Origin of the sequence: Nostoc cf. commune SO-36, from assembly GCF_023734775.1 — a bacterium.
Classification (GTDB): Bacteria; Cyanobacteriota; Cyanobacteriia; order Cyanobacteriales; family Nostocaceae; genus Nostoc; species Nostoc commune_A.
In genome coordinates this window covers 369915-388474 of record NZ_AP025732.1, presented here as the reverse complement: position 1 = coordinate 388474, position 18560 = coordinate 369915, and the positions used below count along the sequence as shown (strand labels likewise).

General features: G+C 40.1%; 14 protein-coding genes and 2 pseudogenes. 11 read left to right on the top strand and 5 right to left on the bottom strand.

What is annotated here, in order from left to right:
- Positions 1-795: 795 nt before the first annotated feature.
- Both ANSO36C_RS01760 and ANSO36C_RS01755 read right to left on the bottom strand, forming a co-directional pair.
- On the bottom strand, positions 796-1125 hold the full coding sequence (locus ANSO36C_RS01760; RefSeq protein ID WP_251958116.1) for a DUF2973 domain-containing protein: 330 nt from the start codon (positions 1123-1125) through the stop codon (positions 796-798).
- Between the two features lie 302 nt (positions 1126-1427).
- Entirely contained in the window at positions 1428-1745 is a 318-nt protein-coding gene (locus ANSO36C_RS01755; protein WP_251958115.1) for a DUF2605 domain-containing protein, read from the bottom strand.
- Between the two features lie 572 nt (positions 1746-2317).
- Here ANSO36C_RS01755 and thrS point away from each other — a divergent pair.
- Positions 2318-4168 (top strand): threonine--tRNA ligase, encoded by a 1851-nt coding sequence (gene thrS / locus ANSO36C_RS01750; protein WP_251958114.1) that lies wholly within the window; start codon positions 2318-2320, stop codon positions 4166-4168.
- Here thrS and ANSO36C_RS33785 read toward each other — a convergent pair.
- Positions 4149-4280, bottom strand: coding sequence for a hypothetical protein (locus ANSO36C_RS33785; protein WP_267145350.1), 132 nt, complete (start codon positions 4278-4280; stop codon positions 4149-4151). The two genes, thrS and ANSO36C_RS33785, sit on opposite strands and share 20 nt — an antisense overlap.
- A 197-nt stretch (positions 4281-4477) precedes the next feature.
- Between ANSO36C_RS33785 and ANSO36C_RS01745 the strand changes: the two genes are divergently transcribed.
- From ANSO36C_RS01745 to ANSO36C_RS01715, 9 genes and pseudogenes are all read left to right on the top strand, one after another.
- Complete coding sequence (locus ANSO36C_RS01745; RefSeq protein ID WP_251958113.1) at positions 4478-4774, top strand: hypothetical protein; 297 nt, start codon at positions 4478-4480, stop codon at positions 4772-4774.
- Positions 4746-4907 (top strand): hypothetical protein, encoded by a 162-nt coding sequence (locus ANSO36C_RS01740; protein ID WP_251958112.1) that lies wholly within the window; start codon positions 4746-4748, stop codon positions 4905-4907. Before ANSO36C_RS01745 ends, ANSO36C_RS01740 begins: the two co-directional genes overlap by 29 nt.
- 795 nt (positions 4908-5702) lie before the next feature.
- Positions 5703-6191, top strand: coding sequence for a tellurite resistance TerB family protein (locus tag ANSO36C_RS01735; RefSeq protein WP_251958111.1), 489 nt, complete (start codon positions 5703-5705; stop codon positions 6189-6191).
- 302 nt (positions 6192-6493) lie between these two features.
- Positions 6494-6718, top strand: a pseudogene (locus ANSO36C_RS34685) (Rieske 2Fe-2S domain-containing protein); the annotation flags it as partial.
- Positions 6710-7829 (top strand): annotated as a pseudogene (locus tag ANSO36C_RS01730) (aromatic ring-hydroxylating dioxygenase subunit alpha). The pseudogenes ANSO36C_RS34685 and ANSO36C_RS01730, both read left to right, overlap by 9 nt.
- 69 nt (positions 7830-7898) lie before the next feature.
- Positions 7899-9476, top strand: a complete 1578-nt coding sequence (locus ANSO36C_RS01725; RefSeq protein WP_251958110.1) for a mechanosensitive ion channel family protein — start codon at positions 7899-7901, stop codon at positions 9474-9476.
- 253 nt (positions 9477-9729) lie between these two features.
- Positions 9730-13209: a WD40 domain-containing protein gene (locus tag ANSO36C_RS01720; RefSeq protein WP_251958109.1), complete on the top strand. Its 3480-nt coding sequence runs from the start codon at positions 9730-9732 to the stop codon at positions 13207-13209.
- A 38-nt stretch (positions 13210-13247) separates the two neighbouring features.
- Positions 13248-13373 (top strand): hypothetical protein, encoded by a 126-nt coding sequence (locus tag ANSO36C_RS33780; protein ID WP_267145349.1) that lies wholly within the window; start codon positions 13248-13250, stop codon positions 13371-13373.
- A gap of 262 nt (positions 13374-13635) precedes the next feature.
- Complete coding sequence (locus ANSO36C_RS01715; RefSeq protein WP_251958108.1) at positions 13636-14067, top strand: EamA family transporter; 432 nt, start codon at positions 13636-13638, stop codon at positions 14065-14067.
- Positions 14068-14308: 241 nt separating this feature from the next.
- Here ANSO36C_RS01715 and ANSO36C_RS01710 read toward each other — a convergent pair whose 3' ends face one another.
- Both ANSO36C_RS01710 and ilvD read right to left on the bottom strand, forming a co-directional pair.
- On the bottom strand, positions 14309-15565 hold the full coding sequence (locus ANSO36C_RS01710; protein WP_410174667.1) for a damage-control phosphatase ARMT1 family protein: 1257 nt from the start codon (positions 15563-15565) through the stop codon (positions 14309-14311).
- 271 nt (positions 15566-15836) lie between these two features.
- Entirely contained in the window at positions 15837-17546 is a 1710-nt protein-coding gene (gene ilvD, locus ANSO36C_RS01705) for a dihydroxy-acid dehydratase (RefSeq protein WP_251958106.1), read from the bottom strand.
- 104 nt (positions 17547-17650) lie between these two features.
- Between ilvD and ANSO36C_RS01700 the strand changes: the two genes are divergently transcribed.
- Positions 17651-18553 (top strand): LysR family transcriptional regulator, encoded by a 903-nt coding sequence (locus ANSO36C_RS01700; protein ID WP_251958105.1) that lies wholly within the window; start codon positions 17651-17653, stop codon positions 18551-18553.
- Positions 18554-18560 lie beyond the last annotated feature (7 nt).

The window sequence follows — 18560 nt, the reverse complement described above, 5'->3', positions numbered from 1 at the left end:
TTCACTGATAAACAGGGTTCACTGATTATATTATATAGTCGAGGTGTTGGCGTAGTCGGTTGTAGACATCGCCTACTTTGCCTAAGTTGATTTATACTCTTTAAATAAATTTTCTTACCCAAAAATTATTACTATTATATTTACATAATTTAATCCATGATTAGTGATTAAATTCAATCAATTAATTAATTGTCATAAATTTATCTAATCAGGTATCAAAGATGTTTAAGACAAAATTGTATAATAAAAAAGAACAAATGCATCTCTATACGCAAAAAATCTCTGAATTTCGTATTTTTGCTGAGTATACTATAGCGGTTTTCAATTGCATGGAATACAGACCTAATTCCCAGCCCCTTTCCTACTAGGTTTTGGGAGTAACACTTCCATTGTAAGGAAGAGAATAATGCAAGTGAGTTCAAAACTGTACTGCACCCAAGGGAGAAACGCTAGATATGTCTTGTGTTTTTGAAAGTTTAATAACTAATGAATTATCTCAAAATTCTCAGTTTTCAGCTTTAATTTGCAACTTAACTAAAATATAAAGTTATCAAAATTTACTTACTATAGTATAAAATTGTGGCTTGCATCGCATTAACCGCCACTATAATGGCTCGAAGAAAATCTTCAAGTGTTTTTGGTGAGAGAATTATTTGCTAGTTCCTTACTTGCGCGATCGCTTCTAATTGAAGTATGGTAATAAACTTCTGCTAAAAGTAAAGAATGTTAAGGATGTAAAAACAACAATACTTTACACCCAAACTGCTTACAGACGCGATTAATCGCGTCGCTACATTATGCTTCCTCAGAATTATCTCTCTTATTTCCTGGGGATGCTTCGTAAAGTGCATCGAGATGTTGACGCGCATCTTCAACGTTGATTGAACGCATTACCAAAAGCGGCTCTTTAATTAAATTGCCTGCGCTATCTAATAACTCAGGATGGGGTACAAACTGTTTTTTTGATGAATAATAACCATAGTTACCCTGATTATTTATAGGCGAGGAATTCGTCGGATAAGTTCGATCGCGATCAAAACTGAACATGATCAAGTTACGAATTAAGTTGCCAACAGCTATAAATGCAAGGATTGTAAAAGCAAGAATGTAAAGAAGATGTAACATTAGATTTTCCTCCAGAGTAGCAATTTTTAAAACTTTATTTTGTAACGCTTTGTTTCGCCGATACTATGACTCACAATTAAGACGAATATTTGAAGCACTTTTGGTGCTGTTACATCTATATGAAACTATTTGTCAACCGTTATTTCACTTACGGTAGCATAGGATACATTATCTTGTTAATCTAACAAATGTTAAGAAATTGTTAAGCTTTTTTCACTATCTCTTTAACGACTCGTTGATCATCTTAGGTAGACGCTTCCTCGGCTTGTCGTAAGACATCGATAAGTACTCCCAGGTGCTATTTATATCTCACGCCCTTGACGAAAGCGCATTGCGACATTCCAGCATTCTGTTACTAATTGATGCCAAGGCATTAACGTTGCCATATCAATCCCAACTTGTTTATCAGTAGCAGCAAAGAGCATTTTTGCCGTATTTAGTTCCTTCTGAGCTTGCTTAACCCGCAAGAGTAAGTCAGATTGCTCTTGATGACTCATAAACGATAGTTGCTCAGTTTCGAGTAAATGGCGCGATCGCGTAAACCAATGCTGAAAATCCTCTAGCAGAGGTTCTAAAACTGTTTTCAGCAACTCAGTCCCTGGTAAATTTGAGTCTGGCATAAATGAGAAGCATATTTCAAGCTTGCTTACTAATATTAACGTTATTTACGTTTCTTAATACTTTTATTATTTTTCTCATAATTTGGAGATGTAAAATTTTGTAACAAAAGACACAAATTTATTATATAGTCTTGATATCTGGTTTGTACAGTTCCTTTGGAGAGAAGGCTATAAGTATATATGAAAGGGAGTTGCAATTCATCAGATAATTTAGCGATGTCTACGACGGGCTACGCCTACGCATTGAATCCTGAATTTCACGCTCAGATAAAAAATCAAAAATTTATCTTTATGCCTGATTGAAGAAGGAGTCAGGAGTCAGGAGTCAGAATTCAGCATCTATATAATGGGGGATTCAAACCCGCCACCTAGAAGCGCCGCTAACGAAAGTATATTCACTGGGAGTCTTAAACCTCTTAATTCAGATGCGACGCTATCGCGGACTCGCTATCCTAGGTTGACTCTAAATCATTCTGAATTATTTCTAAAGCTGAAAAAAGCAAAAATCAAAGTCGTTATAGTTGAATAAGCCTACAGATTCAGATAAATCACCTTTTGTAATCACTTCGCCAATGGTTCAGCAGCCAATGTCGCCAAATTCATCAAATCAGTCACAACAGCCAGAACAAGTTGAAAAAATTTATTTACCGCGTACCAGCGAATCGGAGAACTTAAAAAAGATTCGCCACACTGCTTCCCATATAATGGCAATGGCAGTACAAAAGCTGTTTCCCAAGGCACAAGTTACAATCGGCCCTTGGATTGAAAACGGTTTTTACTATGACTTTGACAGTCCAGAACCATTTAGCGAAAATGATCTCAAAGCCATCAAGAAAGAGATGGTAAAGATTATCAATCGCAAGTTGGCGGTTATTCGAGAAGAAGTCAGCCGCGAAGAAGCCGAAAGCCGGATTCAGGCAATTAACGAACCTTACAAGCTAGAAATCCTGTCAGATATTAAAGAGGAACCAATCACGATTTACCACCTGGGGGATGAATGGTGGGATTTGTGTGCCGGGCCTCATCTGGAAAATACCAGTGAATTAAACCCTAAAGCAATTGAACTAGAAAGCGTTGCTGGGGCTTATTGGCGTGGAGATGAAACTAAAGCTCAATTACAACGCATCTACGCCACCGCTTGGGAAAGCCCAGAACAACTCGCTGAATATAAGCGACGCAAAGAAGAAGCACTGCGGCGAGATCACCGGAAACTGGGTAAGGAACTGGGATTATTTATATTTTCTGATCTTGTAGGGCCAGGTTTACCTTTGTGGACACCCAAAGGCACTCTGTTACGGAGTACTTTAGAAGACTTCCTCAAGCAAGAACAATTAAAACGGGGTTATTTATCTGTAGTAACGCCTCACATTGCCAGAGTAGATTTATTTAAAACCTCTGGACATTGGCAGAAATATAAAGAAGATATGTTCCCTTTAATGGCAGACGATCAGGAAGCTGCTGCACAGGAACAGGGCTTTGTCATGAAGCCGATGAACTGCCCTTTTCACATCCAAATATATAAGAGTGAGTTACGCTCTTATCGAGAACTACCGATGCGCTTGGCGGAATTCGGTACTGTTTACCGTTATGAACAATCAGGGGAATTGGGCGGTTTAACGCGGGTACGCGGTTTTACTGTAGATGATTCTCACCTATTCGTCACCCCAGAACAGCTAGATAGTGAATTCCTCAGTGTGGTGGATTTGATTTTGTCGGTGTTTAATAGTCTGCAACTGAAGAACTTTAAAGCTAGGTTGAGTTTCCGCGATCCAGCTAGTGATAAGTACATTGGTTCAGATGAAGTTTGGGACAAAGCCGAAGGTGCAATTCGCCGTGCGGTTGAAACCTTGGGGATGGAACACTTTGAAGGTATTGGAGAAGCGGCTTTTTATGGGCCAAAACTTGACTTTATCTTTAGTGATGCCTTAGAACGGGAATGGCAATTAGGAACTGTGCAGGTAGATTACAACTTGCCAGAACGCTTTGATTTAGAGTACGTTGCCGAAGATGGTGTTCGCAAACGTCCAGTAATGATTCACCGTGCGCCTTTTGGTTCACTGGAACGATTAATTGGGATCTTAATTGAAGAATATGCAGGCGATTTCCCTTTGTGGTTAGCGCCAGTGCAAGCTAGATTACTGCCAGTGGGTGACACACAGCTAGACTTTGCTAAAGATGTGGTGGCGAAGATGCGTGCATTGGGCATCCGTGCAGAAGTTGATACTAGTGGCGATCGCTTGGGTAAACAGATTCGCAATGCAGAGAAAGAAAAAATACCCGTGATGGCTGTGATAGGAGCAAAGGAAGTGGAAACCAACACCTTGAGTATCCGTACCCGCGCCTCTGGGGAATTGGGAGTTATCCCTGTAGATGAGGTGGTGGATAAAATGAAGGATGCGATCGCTAAGTTCGAGAATTTCTAAAATCTAACCGCAGACGCACACTAATTATAATTGGTGTGCGTTTTGTCTGGTAAATCAGATCATCGGCTAGCTGATAGGTTTTGGTAAAGGTGCGATCGTCATGTATTTCCACTTCAAAGATTTATTTTAATTTTAACTTTTCACGGGATTTGGAAGGTCAGAAAGTATCATAGACAACAAAAGTTTTCTCTATCACCGCACCCAAGAAAACTTTTTGAGTTCTTCAATACTGTTAGGATTGATTTAAAGACTTGTGGAATCTGCTCTTCCTAAACAGACTGGACTTGCATAAATTAATGTCAATAATTTTTGACTAACATTATGAACCGCTTTACCTCTATTTTGCTGGCTGGCTTGATAGCATCTGCATCAGCTTTGGCTATTTCTCCAAAAGCTGAGGCTAATACACCAGTGTCTTATCTTGCTGAGTTTGATAGCCACAGCTATCAACGCAACGATGATGGTAATTACGAACGTCATAGTCGTCACTACAGAAATGGTGATTATGACCGCCAGAACGACGTTCGCAACATTCGTGACAATTATCGCCGTTATGACATTGAAAATTATCGCCGTCATGACCGCGATAACAATCGGTCGCTATGAGCGTGATAACAATCGTCGCTATGAACGTGATAACAACCGTCGCTATGAACGTAATAACAACCGTCGCTATGAACGTGATAACAACCGTCGCTATGAACGTGATAACAATCGTCGCTATGAACGCGATATATAACCTTCGCAACATTCGCGACAATAACCATCGCTATGAGCGCGATCGCAACTGGGATCGTGGTTAATCCCTCCGCCTTTATTTATTAAGCTTGGTTCCGGGTGAACTGAGCATTAATTCTACTTGGTGATAGGACAGACAGAATCTCTTTTTCCATATCTGACTTTTCACTCTTATCTAGAAAATCTCGCTTCCATTCCCTAGTAGGAAAGCTTGCTTAGGGTTTATGTGTAGTCTTGGCTTTTCTATATGAAGTGAAAGGTCAGATTTTAATTAAATCAAAAACTTCCCTCAGCCTAGTACTTTGTCTAAGCTAGTTTTGAAGGTTTAGAGTAAGGACTAAAGCCCTGACTACGAACTGGCTTACCCATCAATTTAAACTTGACAGATAGGTAAAACAGTAGAGTCAAGCACACTTGTTAAATAAGAATGCCAAGTCTTACCTAAAGGAATTTAACTAGACGTAAAGTAATAAACGGAGTATTTTTTGTTCCAGAACTAAGACGTAGTTTTCAACAAGAGTGGTTAATAGCTAGCTGTTTGATATCAAGTATTTAGCTATAGTATTTTTTCAGTTTAAAATAATTTTTTGCTAACTTTCTTAACTGTCTTAAGTTTCCTTGCATTTTCGCTTTGATGCTGAGAATATCTAAATGCGTAGATACCAATAGCAGTACATCAGCAGTTATCGAAAGAATTTAACGGTTAAACAGTAAGTAGAAACCTAGACAATAATTCTTTGATTTATAAATTGCATCTGCTAAATGGTAAATTCTCAAAAAAACAAAGAGGTAATATATGAGCAATGTTCAAGAAGTACTACCAGCTTCAGAGTTTCTGAAACAGAACTTAGGTATTTCTGCAATTCCTACTGAAGCATATCTAAACTATGGATATGCATTGCTTGCTATTGCTGGAGCAGACGGAGAGGTTTCAGAAGCCGAATTTAACTGGTTAGTAAATCATCAACGCTTGGCTGGCGCTCCTGAAGAAGTAATAGCGAAATACAAAGCATTTGACTATAAAAATTCTGACTTAGAAACTCTGCTGAGTAAGATTACAGTTGATGTTCCTACTTGGTCGAAATCAAGGTCATTACTGTATCATGCAATTCAAATGGCTCGTGTTGACCATTATGCAACTGAAGAGCGAGAAGCTGTAAAAAAAGCAGCTAAACTGTTAAAGGTTGAAGATGATATTGCACTTGCTCTTGAGAGGTTGATAGAGACAGAAGAAGCAGTAACAGCATTACGCAAGGCGCTACTACAGACTGAGGTTTTAGCATAACCTTCGCAGAAGCCAAAAATTTCTATCTGATAATTTAGGACTTTAGGCAAGTAATCATAGAAAAAGCCATAAAATGAACTGTACCATTGTTCATTTTATGGTTTATTTATCAACTATTAACACTACTATTTTTGGATAAATATTGAGTTTATTAAAAAATAGGTATTGAAGAGGGCTGATATATTTGAGCATTGTCCATATTTTAAATTCTTTAGCATCTGAAAGTATATCTTTTTATTTTGGTGTGTCACTTAATCAACTCAGCCACAGATTTTTCTGTCCCGACATATTAGTTTTTTTATATGAAACCAGAATTCAATTTTTTTCAACATTGGTATCCTCTTTCACCAATCGAAGACTTAGATCCCAAAAAACCAACACCAGTAACACTTTTGGGGCTGCATTTAGTCATCTGGAAACCCAAATCATCTGAAACTTTTCAGGTGTTTTTAGATCAATGTCCCCACCGTCTTGCACCCTTAAGTGAGGGGCGCATTGATGAGAAAACGGGGAATTTAATGTGTAGTTATCATGGTTGGCAATTTGACAAGCAAGGAATTTGTACTCATATTCCCCAAGCGGAAAATCCAGAACTTGTAAGCAAGAATAAAGAAAATCTGTGTGCTGTAGCACTACCAGTCCGTCAGCAACAGGATTTACTCTGGGTTTGGCCAGATGCAAAATCAACTCAACAAGCTAATAATACACCCTTACCTTTGTCACCCAAAATTGATGCAAGCAAAGGCTTTGTTTGGACTTCTTTTGTACGGGATTTAGAGTATGACTGGCAAACTCTTATAGAAAATGTGGCAGATCCGAGCCATGTTCCTTTTTCTCATCATGGCGTGCAGGGCGATCGCGCAAAAGCCAGACCAATTGAGTTTAAAATTGAGCAATCAACACCCGATTTGATTGAAGTGACAACAGTTGGACGTGTTCAAAGAAAAATTACTTTTGAACCACCGTGTCGCTTGGAGTATACTTTCAGTCTTGGCGATGACAGCAAACAGTTTGGATTTGTCAGCTATTGTATACCTGTATCTCCAGGTAAGTCTAGAATTATTATTTTATTTGCCCGTAACTTTGGCCACAACACTCTTTCGTCTGCAACCCCGTTGGTGGGAACACATCAACGATCGCAATCTGGTTATTGATGGAGATATGGTTCTTCTTATGCAGCAAGAGCGTTTTCTGCAACAAAAAAAATATACCCAAAGCTGGAAAACTGCCTATCAGTTACCAACAAGCGCAGACCGTTTAGTAATTGAGTTTAGGAATTGGTTTGATCGCTATTGTCACGGACAACTACCCTGGAAGGAAGTTGGAATCGACGTTTCACAAGTACGAAATATCAATCATCATCGCCAACAAATTCTTGATCGCTACAATCAACACACTAAACATTGTCATAGCTGTAAAGAAGCACTGTTAGTTGTGGAACGCTTGCAAGCAGTACTTTTAATTTACTTTGTTATTACTGTTTGTGCTGTTGCTCTATTTCCTGATGGATTGCGGCTGACTCTGGGTTTACCCTTAATTGCGATCGCACTACTAGGTTTAGGGGCTTACGCTTGGCTGAGATTCTGGCTTCGTCCCAAATTTTACTTTGTGGACTACATCCATGCACACAGACAGTAGCAAATTTCAAGCACTTTGGCAGTAGTTTCCTGCTTAAATTAAATAAATGAAGCAACTGATATTTATAAAATGAATAATATACTAATTATCCTGGGCGAAGTCCTACTTTTAATAATCATTTTTTTGCTGTTGAACTGGCTAATTGGCATAATCTTCAAGCAAGTCGCTAAAGTTTCTTGGTTTCAAGATAGAACTGCAAATATCACTTTTCTACGCCGCAGCATCAGCAAAATTTTAATTTTAATTTGTGTGATTATGTGTGTGGCGGTGGTTGGTGTGAATGGGATGGTGATTTATCGAGGTGGAAACATTCAGGAATTTCAACTTAATCTAATTCGTAGTCTTCCTACCCAATTTTGGATCAATATTTTTACGGCAAGCTTGAAAAGCGTGAGTTTGCTATTGCTAGTTAAATTTAGCATTCCACCGTTAAAGCGGGGTATAGATTGGGTCTGCGATTACGCGAAGCAAGTCGATCAAATAAAAGCTAATGATGATAGTATTGAGGCTTTCTTTAAAGTATTAAAAAGAATTATTGTTCATACCCTTTGGATATCTTCTTTTATCATCTGTGCTAAGTTTCTCTACATCCCAGAAGTCGTTCCCAAATATCTTTACATAGCTTTAAAAATATACATTACAATCACAATCGGTTTACTCATTGTTAAAGCTGTTGCTACCATTGTTGATACTCTCGATGCACTGAGTCTTAAATACTCCAATTCTGACAATCTCCTGCGTTTATACGAGCGTTTACGCCACTTAATTCCCCTCTTCAAAAAATCTTTGGAATACATCCTCTATGTTGGCATAGTAAATCTTGTTGTTCCAGAAATAGAACCTATCGCTTGGATAAGTGCTTATACCCCCAGAATTGTGCAGATTATTGGGGTTTATCTTATTAGCAATGTTTTTATTGAAGTCGTTTATTTTACTCTGGATGAGTTCTACTTAAAAACTACAGATTTAAATGATTCACAGCAACAGAAACGGCTGACACTGATTCCCTTAATGCGGAGTTTCGCCAAATATTTCGTTTACTTTACTGCTGGAGTAACTATACTCAAACTGATTGGTATTGATCCTGCACCGATCTTAGCAGGTGCAGGAATTGTGGGTATAGCAGTTGGTCTTGGGGCGCAAAACCTGATTAATGATGTTGTTTGTGGATTTTTGATTTTGTTTGAAAACTATTACTTGGTTGGTGATTATGTCGAAGCCGGGAAAGTTGAAGAGAGAAATATTGAGGGAATTGTAGAGGCGATTGAACTGCGAACCACTCACGTCCGCCATCCTGATGGTCAATTGCAGATAGTTCGTAATGGTGATATCGGATCAATTATTAACTACTCTAAGCAGTATATATATGCCAGGGTAGAAGTTAGCGTTTCATATAACTCAAATTTAGATCATGTGTATAGAGTAGTTGAGAAGGTAGGACAGCAGTTAAAAGCAGATGAACAGGATGTTCTAGAACCTACCCGCGTAGCTGGACTAGAACACTTTGGTGAGAATAATCTATTGCTGCTGACGCTGACAAAAGTCAAGCCTGGAAAACACCTTCATATTCAGCGTGTTCTCCGCAAGATATTAAAGGATACTTTTAGTCAAGAAGAAATTGAAATTTGTGGTTTTTCTAAGAATTAATACTAGCTATTTTTAGGTATTTTTCATACAACGCAGTTATTATCCCCAAAGGATTTGAAACCCACGGACGTAGGTTTTGTCTGTATAGCCGTGAATTCCATTCGCTAGGGCAAACGTGTTTTTACAAAAGTGAGATGCTCCCGAATTATTACATAAAACTATGCTATGAGATTTACAATATTTACTTTCAATAATTTATCTACAAATTACTAGTTATTATGTTAATGTTTTTATTTGATAATCACACTTAGATATGAGATATCAAGTAGGAGGTAGTCTCCGCAGTGACGACCCCACATACGTTACCCGTCAGGCAGATGAACAAATCTATGTCAGCTTGAAAGCTGGCAATTTCTGTTATGTCTTCAACTCTCGTCAGATGGGCAAGTCATCGTTACTACAACGCACAAGTTATCGTCTTAAGGAAGAAGGGCATAGCTGTGTTTACTTAGATATGACTCGCTTGGGTATTGAAGATACTACACCAGATCAATGGTATAAAGGCATTATTATCAGCTTATTATATAGCTTAAAATTAGCGTCAAAAATTGACTTTCAGCGTTGGTGGGAAATGCAAGCAGGTATTTCCTCGGTGCAAAAGCTACAGCTATTTGTTGAAGATATCTTACTACCAAATATCAAAAATGATTTTCTACGAGACGGCAAAGCCAAACGTATTTTCATATTTATTGATGAAATTGATAGCCTGCTGAGTTTAAGTTTCCCAATTAACGACTTTTTTGCCTGGATTCGTCAGTGTTATAATCTACGGCCACATAACTCAAACTTTGAACGCTTGGGATTTGCACTATTTGGCGTAGCTAGTCCCTCTGACTTGATTGCTGATAAACGCCGCACACCCTTTAACCTTGGTAAAGCAATTGAGTTACAGGGTTTTGAACTGCATGAACCCACGCCCTTGCTTCTAGGATTAGAAGAAGTAGTCAGTCAACCACAAACAATACTGCAAGAAGTTATTTATTGGACAGGCGGACAACCCTTTCTGACACAAAAACTCTGTGATTTAATTACTCAAGTAGCTTTTGAAACTACTAGAGGGAAGATAACTTTACCTCCAGGTATAGAAGCATTATGGGTAGAGCAATTAGTGCGATCGCAGATTATTCAAAATTGGCAGTCACAAGACGAACCCGAACATTTGCGTACTATTCGCGATCGCCTCTTATTCGACGAACAACAGGCAGGGCGGTTGTTGAGTATTTATCAACAGGTGTTGCAAGCAGAAGAGGCTCTTGAGCAGGGGAGCGGGGGAGAAGAGTTTTCCTCTACGCCTCTTAATTCTGTTCCAAGTGATGATAGTCGAGAACAGACACAACTGTTGTTGTCCGGTTTAGTAGAAAGACACAACGGCTATCTCAAAATTAAAAATCCTATCTATCGAAATGTTTTTAATGCCCAATGGGTATTAAGACAACTAGATAATCTCCGTCCCTACTCGCAAACATTCAACGCTTGGGTAGCATCGCGTTACAAAGATGAATCGCGTCTGTTGCGAGGACAAGCTTTAAAAGATACTCAAAATTGGGCACAGGGCAAGAGTCTGAGTGATTTAGATTATCAATTTTTAGCCGCAAGTGTTGAATGCGATCGCAAAGAAGTGCAAATGGCATTGGAGGCAGCACGGGCTAAAGAAGTAGAAGCACGACTCGTACAAGAGAAAAAAACGGCTAAAGAGGTAGAAGCACGACTAGCACAAGAGAAAAAAACGGCTTTATTGCAGAGATATCTCCTAGTTGCAGTAACTATTGGGTTGCTCGTTTCTAGTAGTTTGGGAATAGGAACTTTCATTTTGTATCACCAGACTCGCAACAGTGAAACTCAAGCTAAAAACAGTGAAATTCAAGCGCTTGTATCTTCTTCCGAGGGGCTTTTTGCCTCAAATCGCAGATTAGATGCACTTGTAGAAGCAATCAAAGCAAAAAAAAGACTGCAAAAATTAGGTAAATCAAATACAAATCTTGCTCCTCAAGTGGAAAATGCACTGCAACAAGCAGTTTATGGAGCAGATGAGTACAACCGTTTTTGGGGGCATACAGCAGCTGTTATAGCTGTAGGTGTCAGTCCTGACAGTTCTCTAATTGCCTCAGCAAGTGTAGATCAAACAATCAAACTTTGGCGACCTGATGGTACACTAGTTGCAACTCTCAAAGGTCATGCAGGAACAGTTAGGGCAGTCGATTTTAGCCCTGATGGTCAAATACTTGCCTCAGCCAGTGAAGATGGCACTATTAAACTTTGGCAACTAGATGGCAAGCTGTTAAGAACTCTCAAAGGTCACACAGCTTCGCTCTGGGGAGTTGCATTTAGTCCTGATGGTCAGTTCCTTGCCTCTAGTAGTTTCGACAGAACGGTGAAAATTTGGCAGCGAGACGGTAAGTTGCTAAGGACGTTTCAAGGTTACAAACAGGGGTTTTGGAGAGTAGCTTTTAGTCCTGATGGTAATATCGTTGCTGCCGCAAGTATAGACAAAACAGTAAAACTTTGGCAACGAGACGGTACAGGTTGGCAAAACGCCAAATCTTTACAAACTCTCATTGGTCACGCTAGTTGGGTTGTAGGAGTCGCTTTCAGCCCTGACGGTCAGACCATTGCTTCAGCGAGTGAAGACAAAACTGTGAAACTTTGGCGGCGAGACAACAGTGATGGCAGCTACCGCCAGTATAAAACTCTCAAAGGTCACAGTGCCGGCATTTGGGGAGTAGCATGGAGTCCTGATGGGCAAACTATTGCTTCCGCTAGTCTCGACAAAACGGTTAAACTGTGGAACATTGATGGGACAGAACTGAGAACGCTTAAAGGGCATAGTGCATCCGTTTGGGGAGTCGCTTTTAGTGCAGATAGCAGCTTTATTGCTTCGGCGGGGGCAGAAAACGTTGTCAGACTTTGGCAGAGTGAGAACCCATTCCAAAAGTCTATCGTTGCCCATCAGTCGGGGATTTGGTCAATAGCTATTACCCCCGACAGTTCAACAATCGCTACAGCTAGCCACGAAAACACCGCTAAACTTTGGAGTCGCCAAGGCAAATTACTCAAAACTTTTACTGAATCTAAGAGCGTAGTCTTCGATGTTTCATTTAGTAAAGATAGTAAGTTAATTGCTCTTGCCGCTTACGATGATACAGTAAAACTCAAGACGCGAGACGGAAGTAGTGTTGCTACTTATAAAGTTCCTTTCGGTAAACTCTTAGCAGGAGTATTGAGTCCTAACGGACAAGCGATCGCAATGGCAAATGTTGAGAAAATTATTCATGTATGGGTTAGAGATCGCCCTGTGCCACAGATCCTTAAAGGACATCAGGCGGAAGTTTGGCAAGTCGTATTTAGTCCGGATAGTCGCTTCATTGCTTCAGCCAGTGGTGATAATACCGCTAAACTATGGACACTTGATGGTAAATTGTTGAGAACTTTTGTAGGACACTCAGCAGCAGTATGGAGAGTTGCCTTTAGCCCAGACGGTAAAATGCTAGCGACTGGAAGTGGCGACAATACTGTTAAGCTGTGGACACTGGATGGAAAGTTGCTGAAAACTTTCATTGGTCATAGTGCAGCGATTTGGGGAGTTGCGTTTAGTCCTGATGGGAAAATACTTGCTTCTGGTAGCGTAGATGGTACTGTCAAACTTTGGAAACTTGATGGTACGGAAATAACGACCCTTAGAGGACATACCGCAGCGATTAGGCAAATTGCAATCAGCCCCGACGGAGTTTTCTAGCTTCAGGGGGTGATGACAACACGCTCATTTTTTGGAATTTGCAACGAATTCTCCACCTAGATGCACTGAGTTATGGCTGCAAGTTAGTGCAGGATTATCTAAAAACTAACACAGTAGTTGAGAAAGGCGATCGCTCACTCTGCGATCGCTCTCAGAACTATTAGAAATATTTCTTAATAGAAATAGAGATTGCTTCCTCATCTCCATGAATCGGGATTGCCTACAGCAAATTGCAATCAAACGTGCCACGGATAAAAGTACTGAAAGCAATACTGGGCTTTGTTTTAGGATTCATTTTGTGGTGGGTTTGATCAAAAACTGCTGTAAGTTTTATATTAGACATCTCCGAAAAAGAATGTAGAGAATCCATACAAAGCAATAGTGATACTATTTCTCAATAAATACTGATGTGATCGGGGATATTAAATGTCAGAGAATGAAACGAATGCAATATTTTTTGCTCTATTATCGGCATTTTTTGCAGCCTTGACGACTATATTTGCCAAGATTGGAGTCGAAGCAATTAACTCCAACTTAGCAACCGCAATCCGCACAGTAGTAATTCTAGTCATGGTTTGGGGTTGGGTTTTTGCAAAAGGACAACTAGATACACTATTGACAATTAGCCCCAAAACCTTGCTATTTCTCGTTTTCTCTGGATTATCAACTGGTTTATCTTGGTTATTTTATTTTCGCGCCTTACAAGTTGGGAAAGCTTCTTTAGTAGCACCTTTGGATAAATCGAGTTTGCTTTTGGTGCTAATTTTTTCGCTACTATTTCTTAAGGAACCGCTAACGCTACAAGTGATATTGGGGACTGGCTTAATTTTAACCGGTACACTTGTTTTGATTCGTTGAGAGTCGAATCAAAACAGTGCATCAACTTTTTACTTAATTGGAATGTTTGTAGTTTCTGTGTAGCCCGTCGTAGGGAGTTTAGGAGACTGCTGCAATATGCAATATGCCAGTAATTGATTAGCGATCGCTGAATCAGGTTGGCGTAGGCATCGCTACTCATTCCACTTCATCAGCACCCCTGCGGAAACTTCGCCAACAATTTCTTGATCACAAGCAAACATTTATAAGGCTTTTGGGATTGCTAAGACGCGAACTGAATCACACCCCATTGTCCATTGGTTAACCAAGAATGGTCAGATTTTGCTACTTTCTCAACAACCTCAGATTTTAAACCTACTGCTACTTCTGATTTCAGGGTGCGTAACGCTACTATGGGTACAGGTAAGTAGCAGACTATATCTGCAAAGCTAATAGTAATATCCCAATGGCGATCGCCTAATAACCGACGATAATTCGCATCCCCTTTGACTATAACTAAACTGGCATTAGCTAACTCATTCTTGAGAGAGTTGGGTATTTCCCAAAATGGTAAAGGTGATGTCCAAAAGTAATCTTCAGATAAGACTAAACGCCCTGATGCAATATGCTCCTCCAGTCTTTGAGCCAAAGATATCACTTGTTGATCGCTAGTAGCAGCTAAAAAACTTGTTGTGTCATGTACATCCTTAATCATGGCATCAGAAACGAAAGTAGGATGGGGTTTCAGGTGCAGGTAAACTTGATTAACTAAGTTACTACTTAATAAGAAATCTACTAAGCATAAATCACAGACAAGTTCAAAACCAGCATTGTCTAAGACAAAATCAACGCGACTTCCTTCAGAAATAGTTAACAATTCACTAATTTGGGAGGCATCATTTACTAAAATGTGAGCTAGTTGATTTTGAATATCAAAACGGCTCCGGTCATCCTCGAATGCTGACCACAAACTCAAGTCAACTCGATTTCCCCATAAAGCGAAATATAAGAGTGCAACTAAAGCTTTTTGGTTTGGTTGGGCATCAATTTCAGAATCTTCCAGCCATTTATTCACCTGATTACATAGAAGAGTAGTTGAGTCAAGAGACGCTTCTAAACCCTGATATTTTTGCAATTGGAATGGATCTACACCTTGCCATATACCAGGGCGAAAGTAATCAGTAATTTCTAGAATTAATCGATAAAAATAAGTTTCTGCAAAAAACCAGGGAACGTCTATCCAACGCTGACCCCTGTAAGATTCTAGATATGTATCCCAAGCTGGAAAATCTGCACCAGTATCATTTACCAGAGGTTCTAAATATCCTGCCGACAGTTCTATAGCAAGCCTTTCTAATCTTGTATTAATCTCTGGTGAAAAATTATTTTCAACGATAACTCGACGGGCAATTGCAGGCATTCTTTGAGTGACTGTCAACTCAGTAAAAGAACTGACTTCTGAACCAAACAGTGACGGTGGTAGTGGTAACTTCGGGATTTTGTATGATGAATTGACCACAAATTTCTTTTGCGCTCTCATAATTTATTGTGTACTTTGGCATTCGCTCATCCTATAGTCACCCTTTAAGAGAAAATTGTGTGATGTAATATAGCCAAAACTCAAACTATTTTCTACTAAGTGGTTTTGTTCTTCCTTACTTACAGCGTATTTTAGGTAAATGAAGTACACGGGTAGGGGCATAATAAATAGTTGTGCCCCTACGATTATCTGTACCTCACGCCTGTTGCTATCTGCTGTAATGGTTAAAGGGAGAAGGAGTGTAAAGCTCGGTATAATATGGTCTTACTCCCTACTCGTTAAATAAATCCAAATCTGTGACAGCACCAACACTGCTAGAGGAAACTAACTTCGCATATTTTGCTAAGATGCCTTTTGTATAACGGGGTGGACGGGGTTGCCATTTGGCGCGGCGACTGGCTAACTCTGCATCAGAAATGTTGATTTGTAACAAGCGAGAATTAGCGTCAATAGTGATGCTATCACCTTCTTCAACCAGAGCGATCGCACCACCAACGGCGGCTTCGGGAGCAACGTGTCCGACTACCATCCCGTAAGTACCGCCTGAAAAGCGTCCATCAGTAATCAATCCGACTGCATCACCTAAACCCGCACCAATAAGTGCTGAGGTGGGAGCCAACATTTCCCGCATACCAGGGCCGCCAATCGGGCCTTCGTAGCGGACGATAATTACATCACCGGCTTTAATCTTACTTGCAAGGATGGCATCTAAACATTCTTCCTCGGAGTCAAATACCCGTGCAGTACCAGTAATACTGGGATTTTTCACCCCGGCAATTTTTGCGACTGCTCCCTCTGTAGCGAGATTCCCTTTCAGAATGGCTAAGTGACCTTGGGCATACATCGGGTTATTCCAAGGACGAATCACATCTTGATTGGTGGCTGGTTCATCGGGGACATCTGCTAAAATTTCGGCGATGGTTTTACCTGTGATGGTGATACAGTCACCGTGAAGTAATCCATGTACCAATAGCATTTTCATCACTTGGGGAATACCACCAGCTTGATGTAAGTCTGTAGCGACATATCTACCACTGGGTTTTAAATCACATAAAACAGGGACACGATCGCGGATAGTTTCAAAATCATCTAGATTAAGTTCTACACCAGCTGCACGAGCGATCGCTAGAAAATGTAATACAGCGTTAGTTGAACCACCCACAGCCATAATTACAGAAATAGCATTTTCTATAGATTTGCGCGTGATAATGTGCCGGGGTAACAATTGATTGCGAATTGCTTCTACTAATACCTTGGCTGATTCTTCAGTGCTATCAGCTTTTTCTTCATCTTCCGCGGTCATTGTGGAAGAATAGGGTAAACTCATACCCATCGCTTCAAAAGCCGAGGACATAGTATTGGCTGTGAACATCCCACCGCAAGAACCAGCACCAGGACAAGCGCGGCGTTCTACTTCCATCAGTTCGGTGTCGTCAATTTTACCAGCACTGTATTCACCCACAGCCTCAAAGGAACTCACAACAGTCAAGTCACGACCCTGGTAGTGTCCGGGTTTAATTGTCCCACCGTAAACAAAGATAGCCGGGATATTCATCCGCGCCATTGCAATCATTGCCCCTGGCATATTTTTATCACAGCCACCAATGGCAAGCACACCATCCATACTTTGACCATTACAGACGGTTTCAATGGAGTCAGCAATCACTTCTCGTGAGACTAGGGAATATTTCATCCCCTCAGTTCCCATCGAAATCCCATCGCTAATAGTAATTGTGCCGAACATTTGCGGCATTGCCCCAGCTAGTTTAATGCCAGTTTCAGCTATGAGTGCTAGTTGATTAATCCCCATGTTACAGGGAGTGATGGTGCTGTAAGCATTAGCCACACCCACAATTGCTTTGTTAAAGTCTTCATCCTGAAAACCTACTGCACGCAGCATAGCCCGATTTGGCGATCGCTGCACTCCTTGTGTAACAACTTTACTTCTAAAATTCTCTGACGAAATTGTTTTTTCACCCATTGCTCTAACCTCGCTCAAATCCTTGTACGAGTATGATACGTAGACTTTTTTAAGATGTCCAATATATATTTATTTAAAATTGAGACTTATAAACTATCAAAAATATGGAACTACGACACCTGCGCTACTTTATTGCTGTAGCTGAAGAACTACATTTCACTAAAGCCGCAGAAAGGCTGCATATAGCTCAACCGCCTTTGAGCCAACAAATTCAGCAACTAGAAGCAGAACTAGGAGTAAAACTTTTTGAACGCAAAACTAAGCGACAAGTACAATTAACAGAAGCTGGTAAGGTTTTTTTACAAGAGGCTTATCAACTACTGGTGCAACTAGAAACAGCAGTGGCGTTGACTCAAAAGACTGGAAGAGGTGAAACAGGTCAACTCCGAATCGGATTTACTAGTTTGGTAATTTACGACCTATTACCCTTGATTTTGCGGCAATTTCGTGAGCAATTTCTGGAAGTAGAACTAGTCTTACTAGAGTTAACTACAAGTAAACAGGAGCAAGCACTGAGAGATTCACTAATCCATGTGGGTTTTGCTCATCCACCTTTAGAAGATGACACACTATCTTATAAGTGCATTCACAGCGAAACTTTAGTTGTGGCTTTGTCCTCAACTCATTCATTGGCTCAAAAAGAACACATCTGTGTGCAATCACTCTTAAGTGAACCTTTGATCATGTTTCCCCGCTATCTAGCCCCAGGACTTTATGATCGCATCATGAGTCTTTTTCAGCAGAGAAACTTCAAACCTAACATTACTCAGGAGGCGATTCAAATGCAAACAATTATTGGATTAGTCTCGGCTGGAATGGGTGTGGCGATTACACCATCTTCTCTACAGAATCTTCAAAGGTCTGGTGTAGTTTATCGTCCTATTCTTGAAGAAGTACCTGTAATAGAAACTGCCGTAATCTGGCAGCAAAACAGTTTAACGCCTATTGCAGAGAATTTTTTACAATTTACTCAAAAAGTTATTAGTAAGTTTCAAGAAAGACAATAAGCTCATC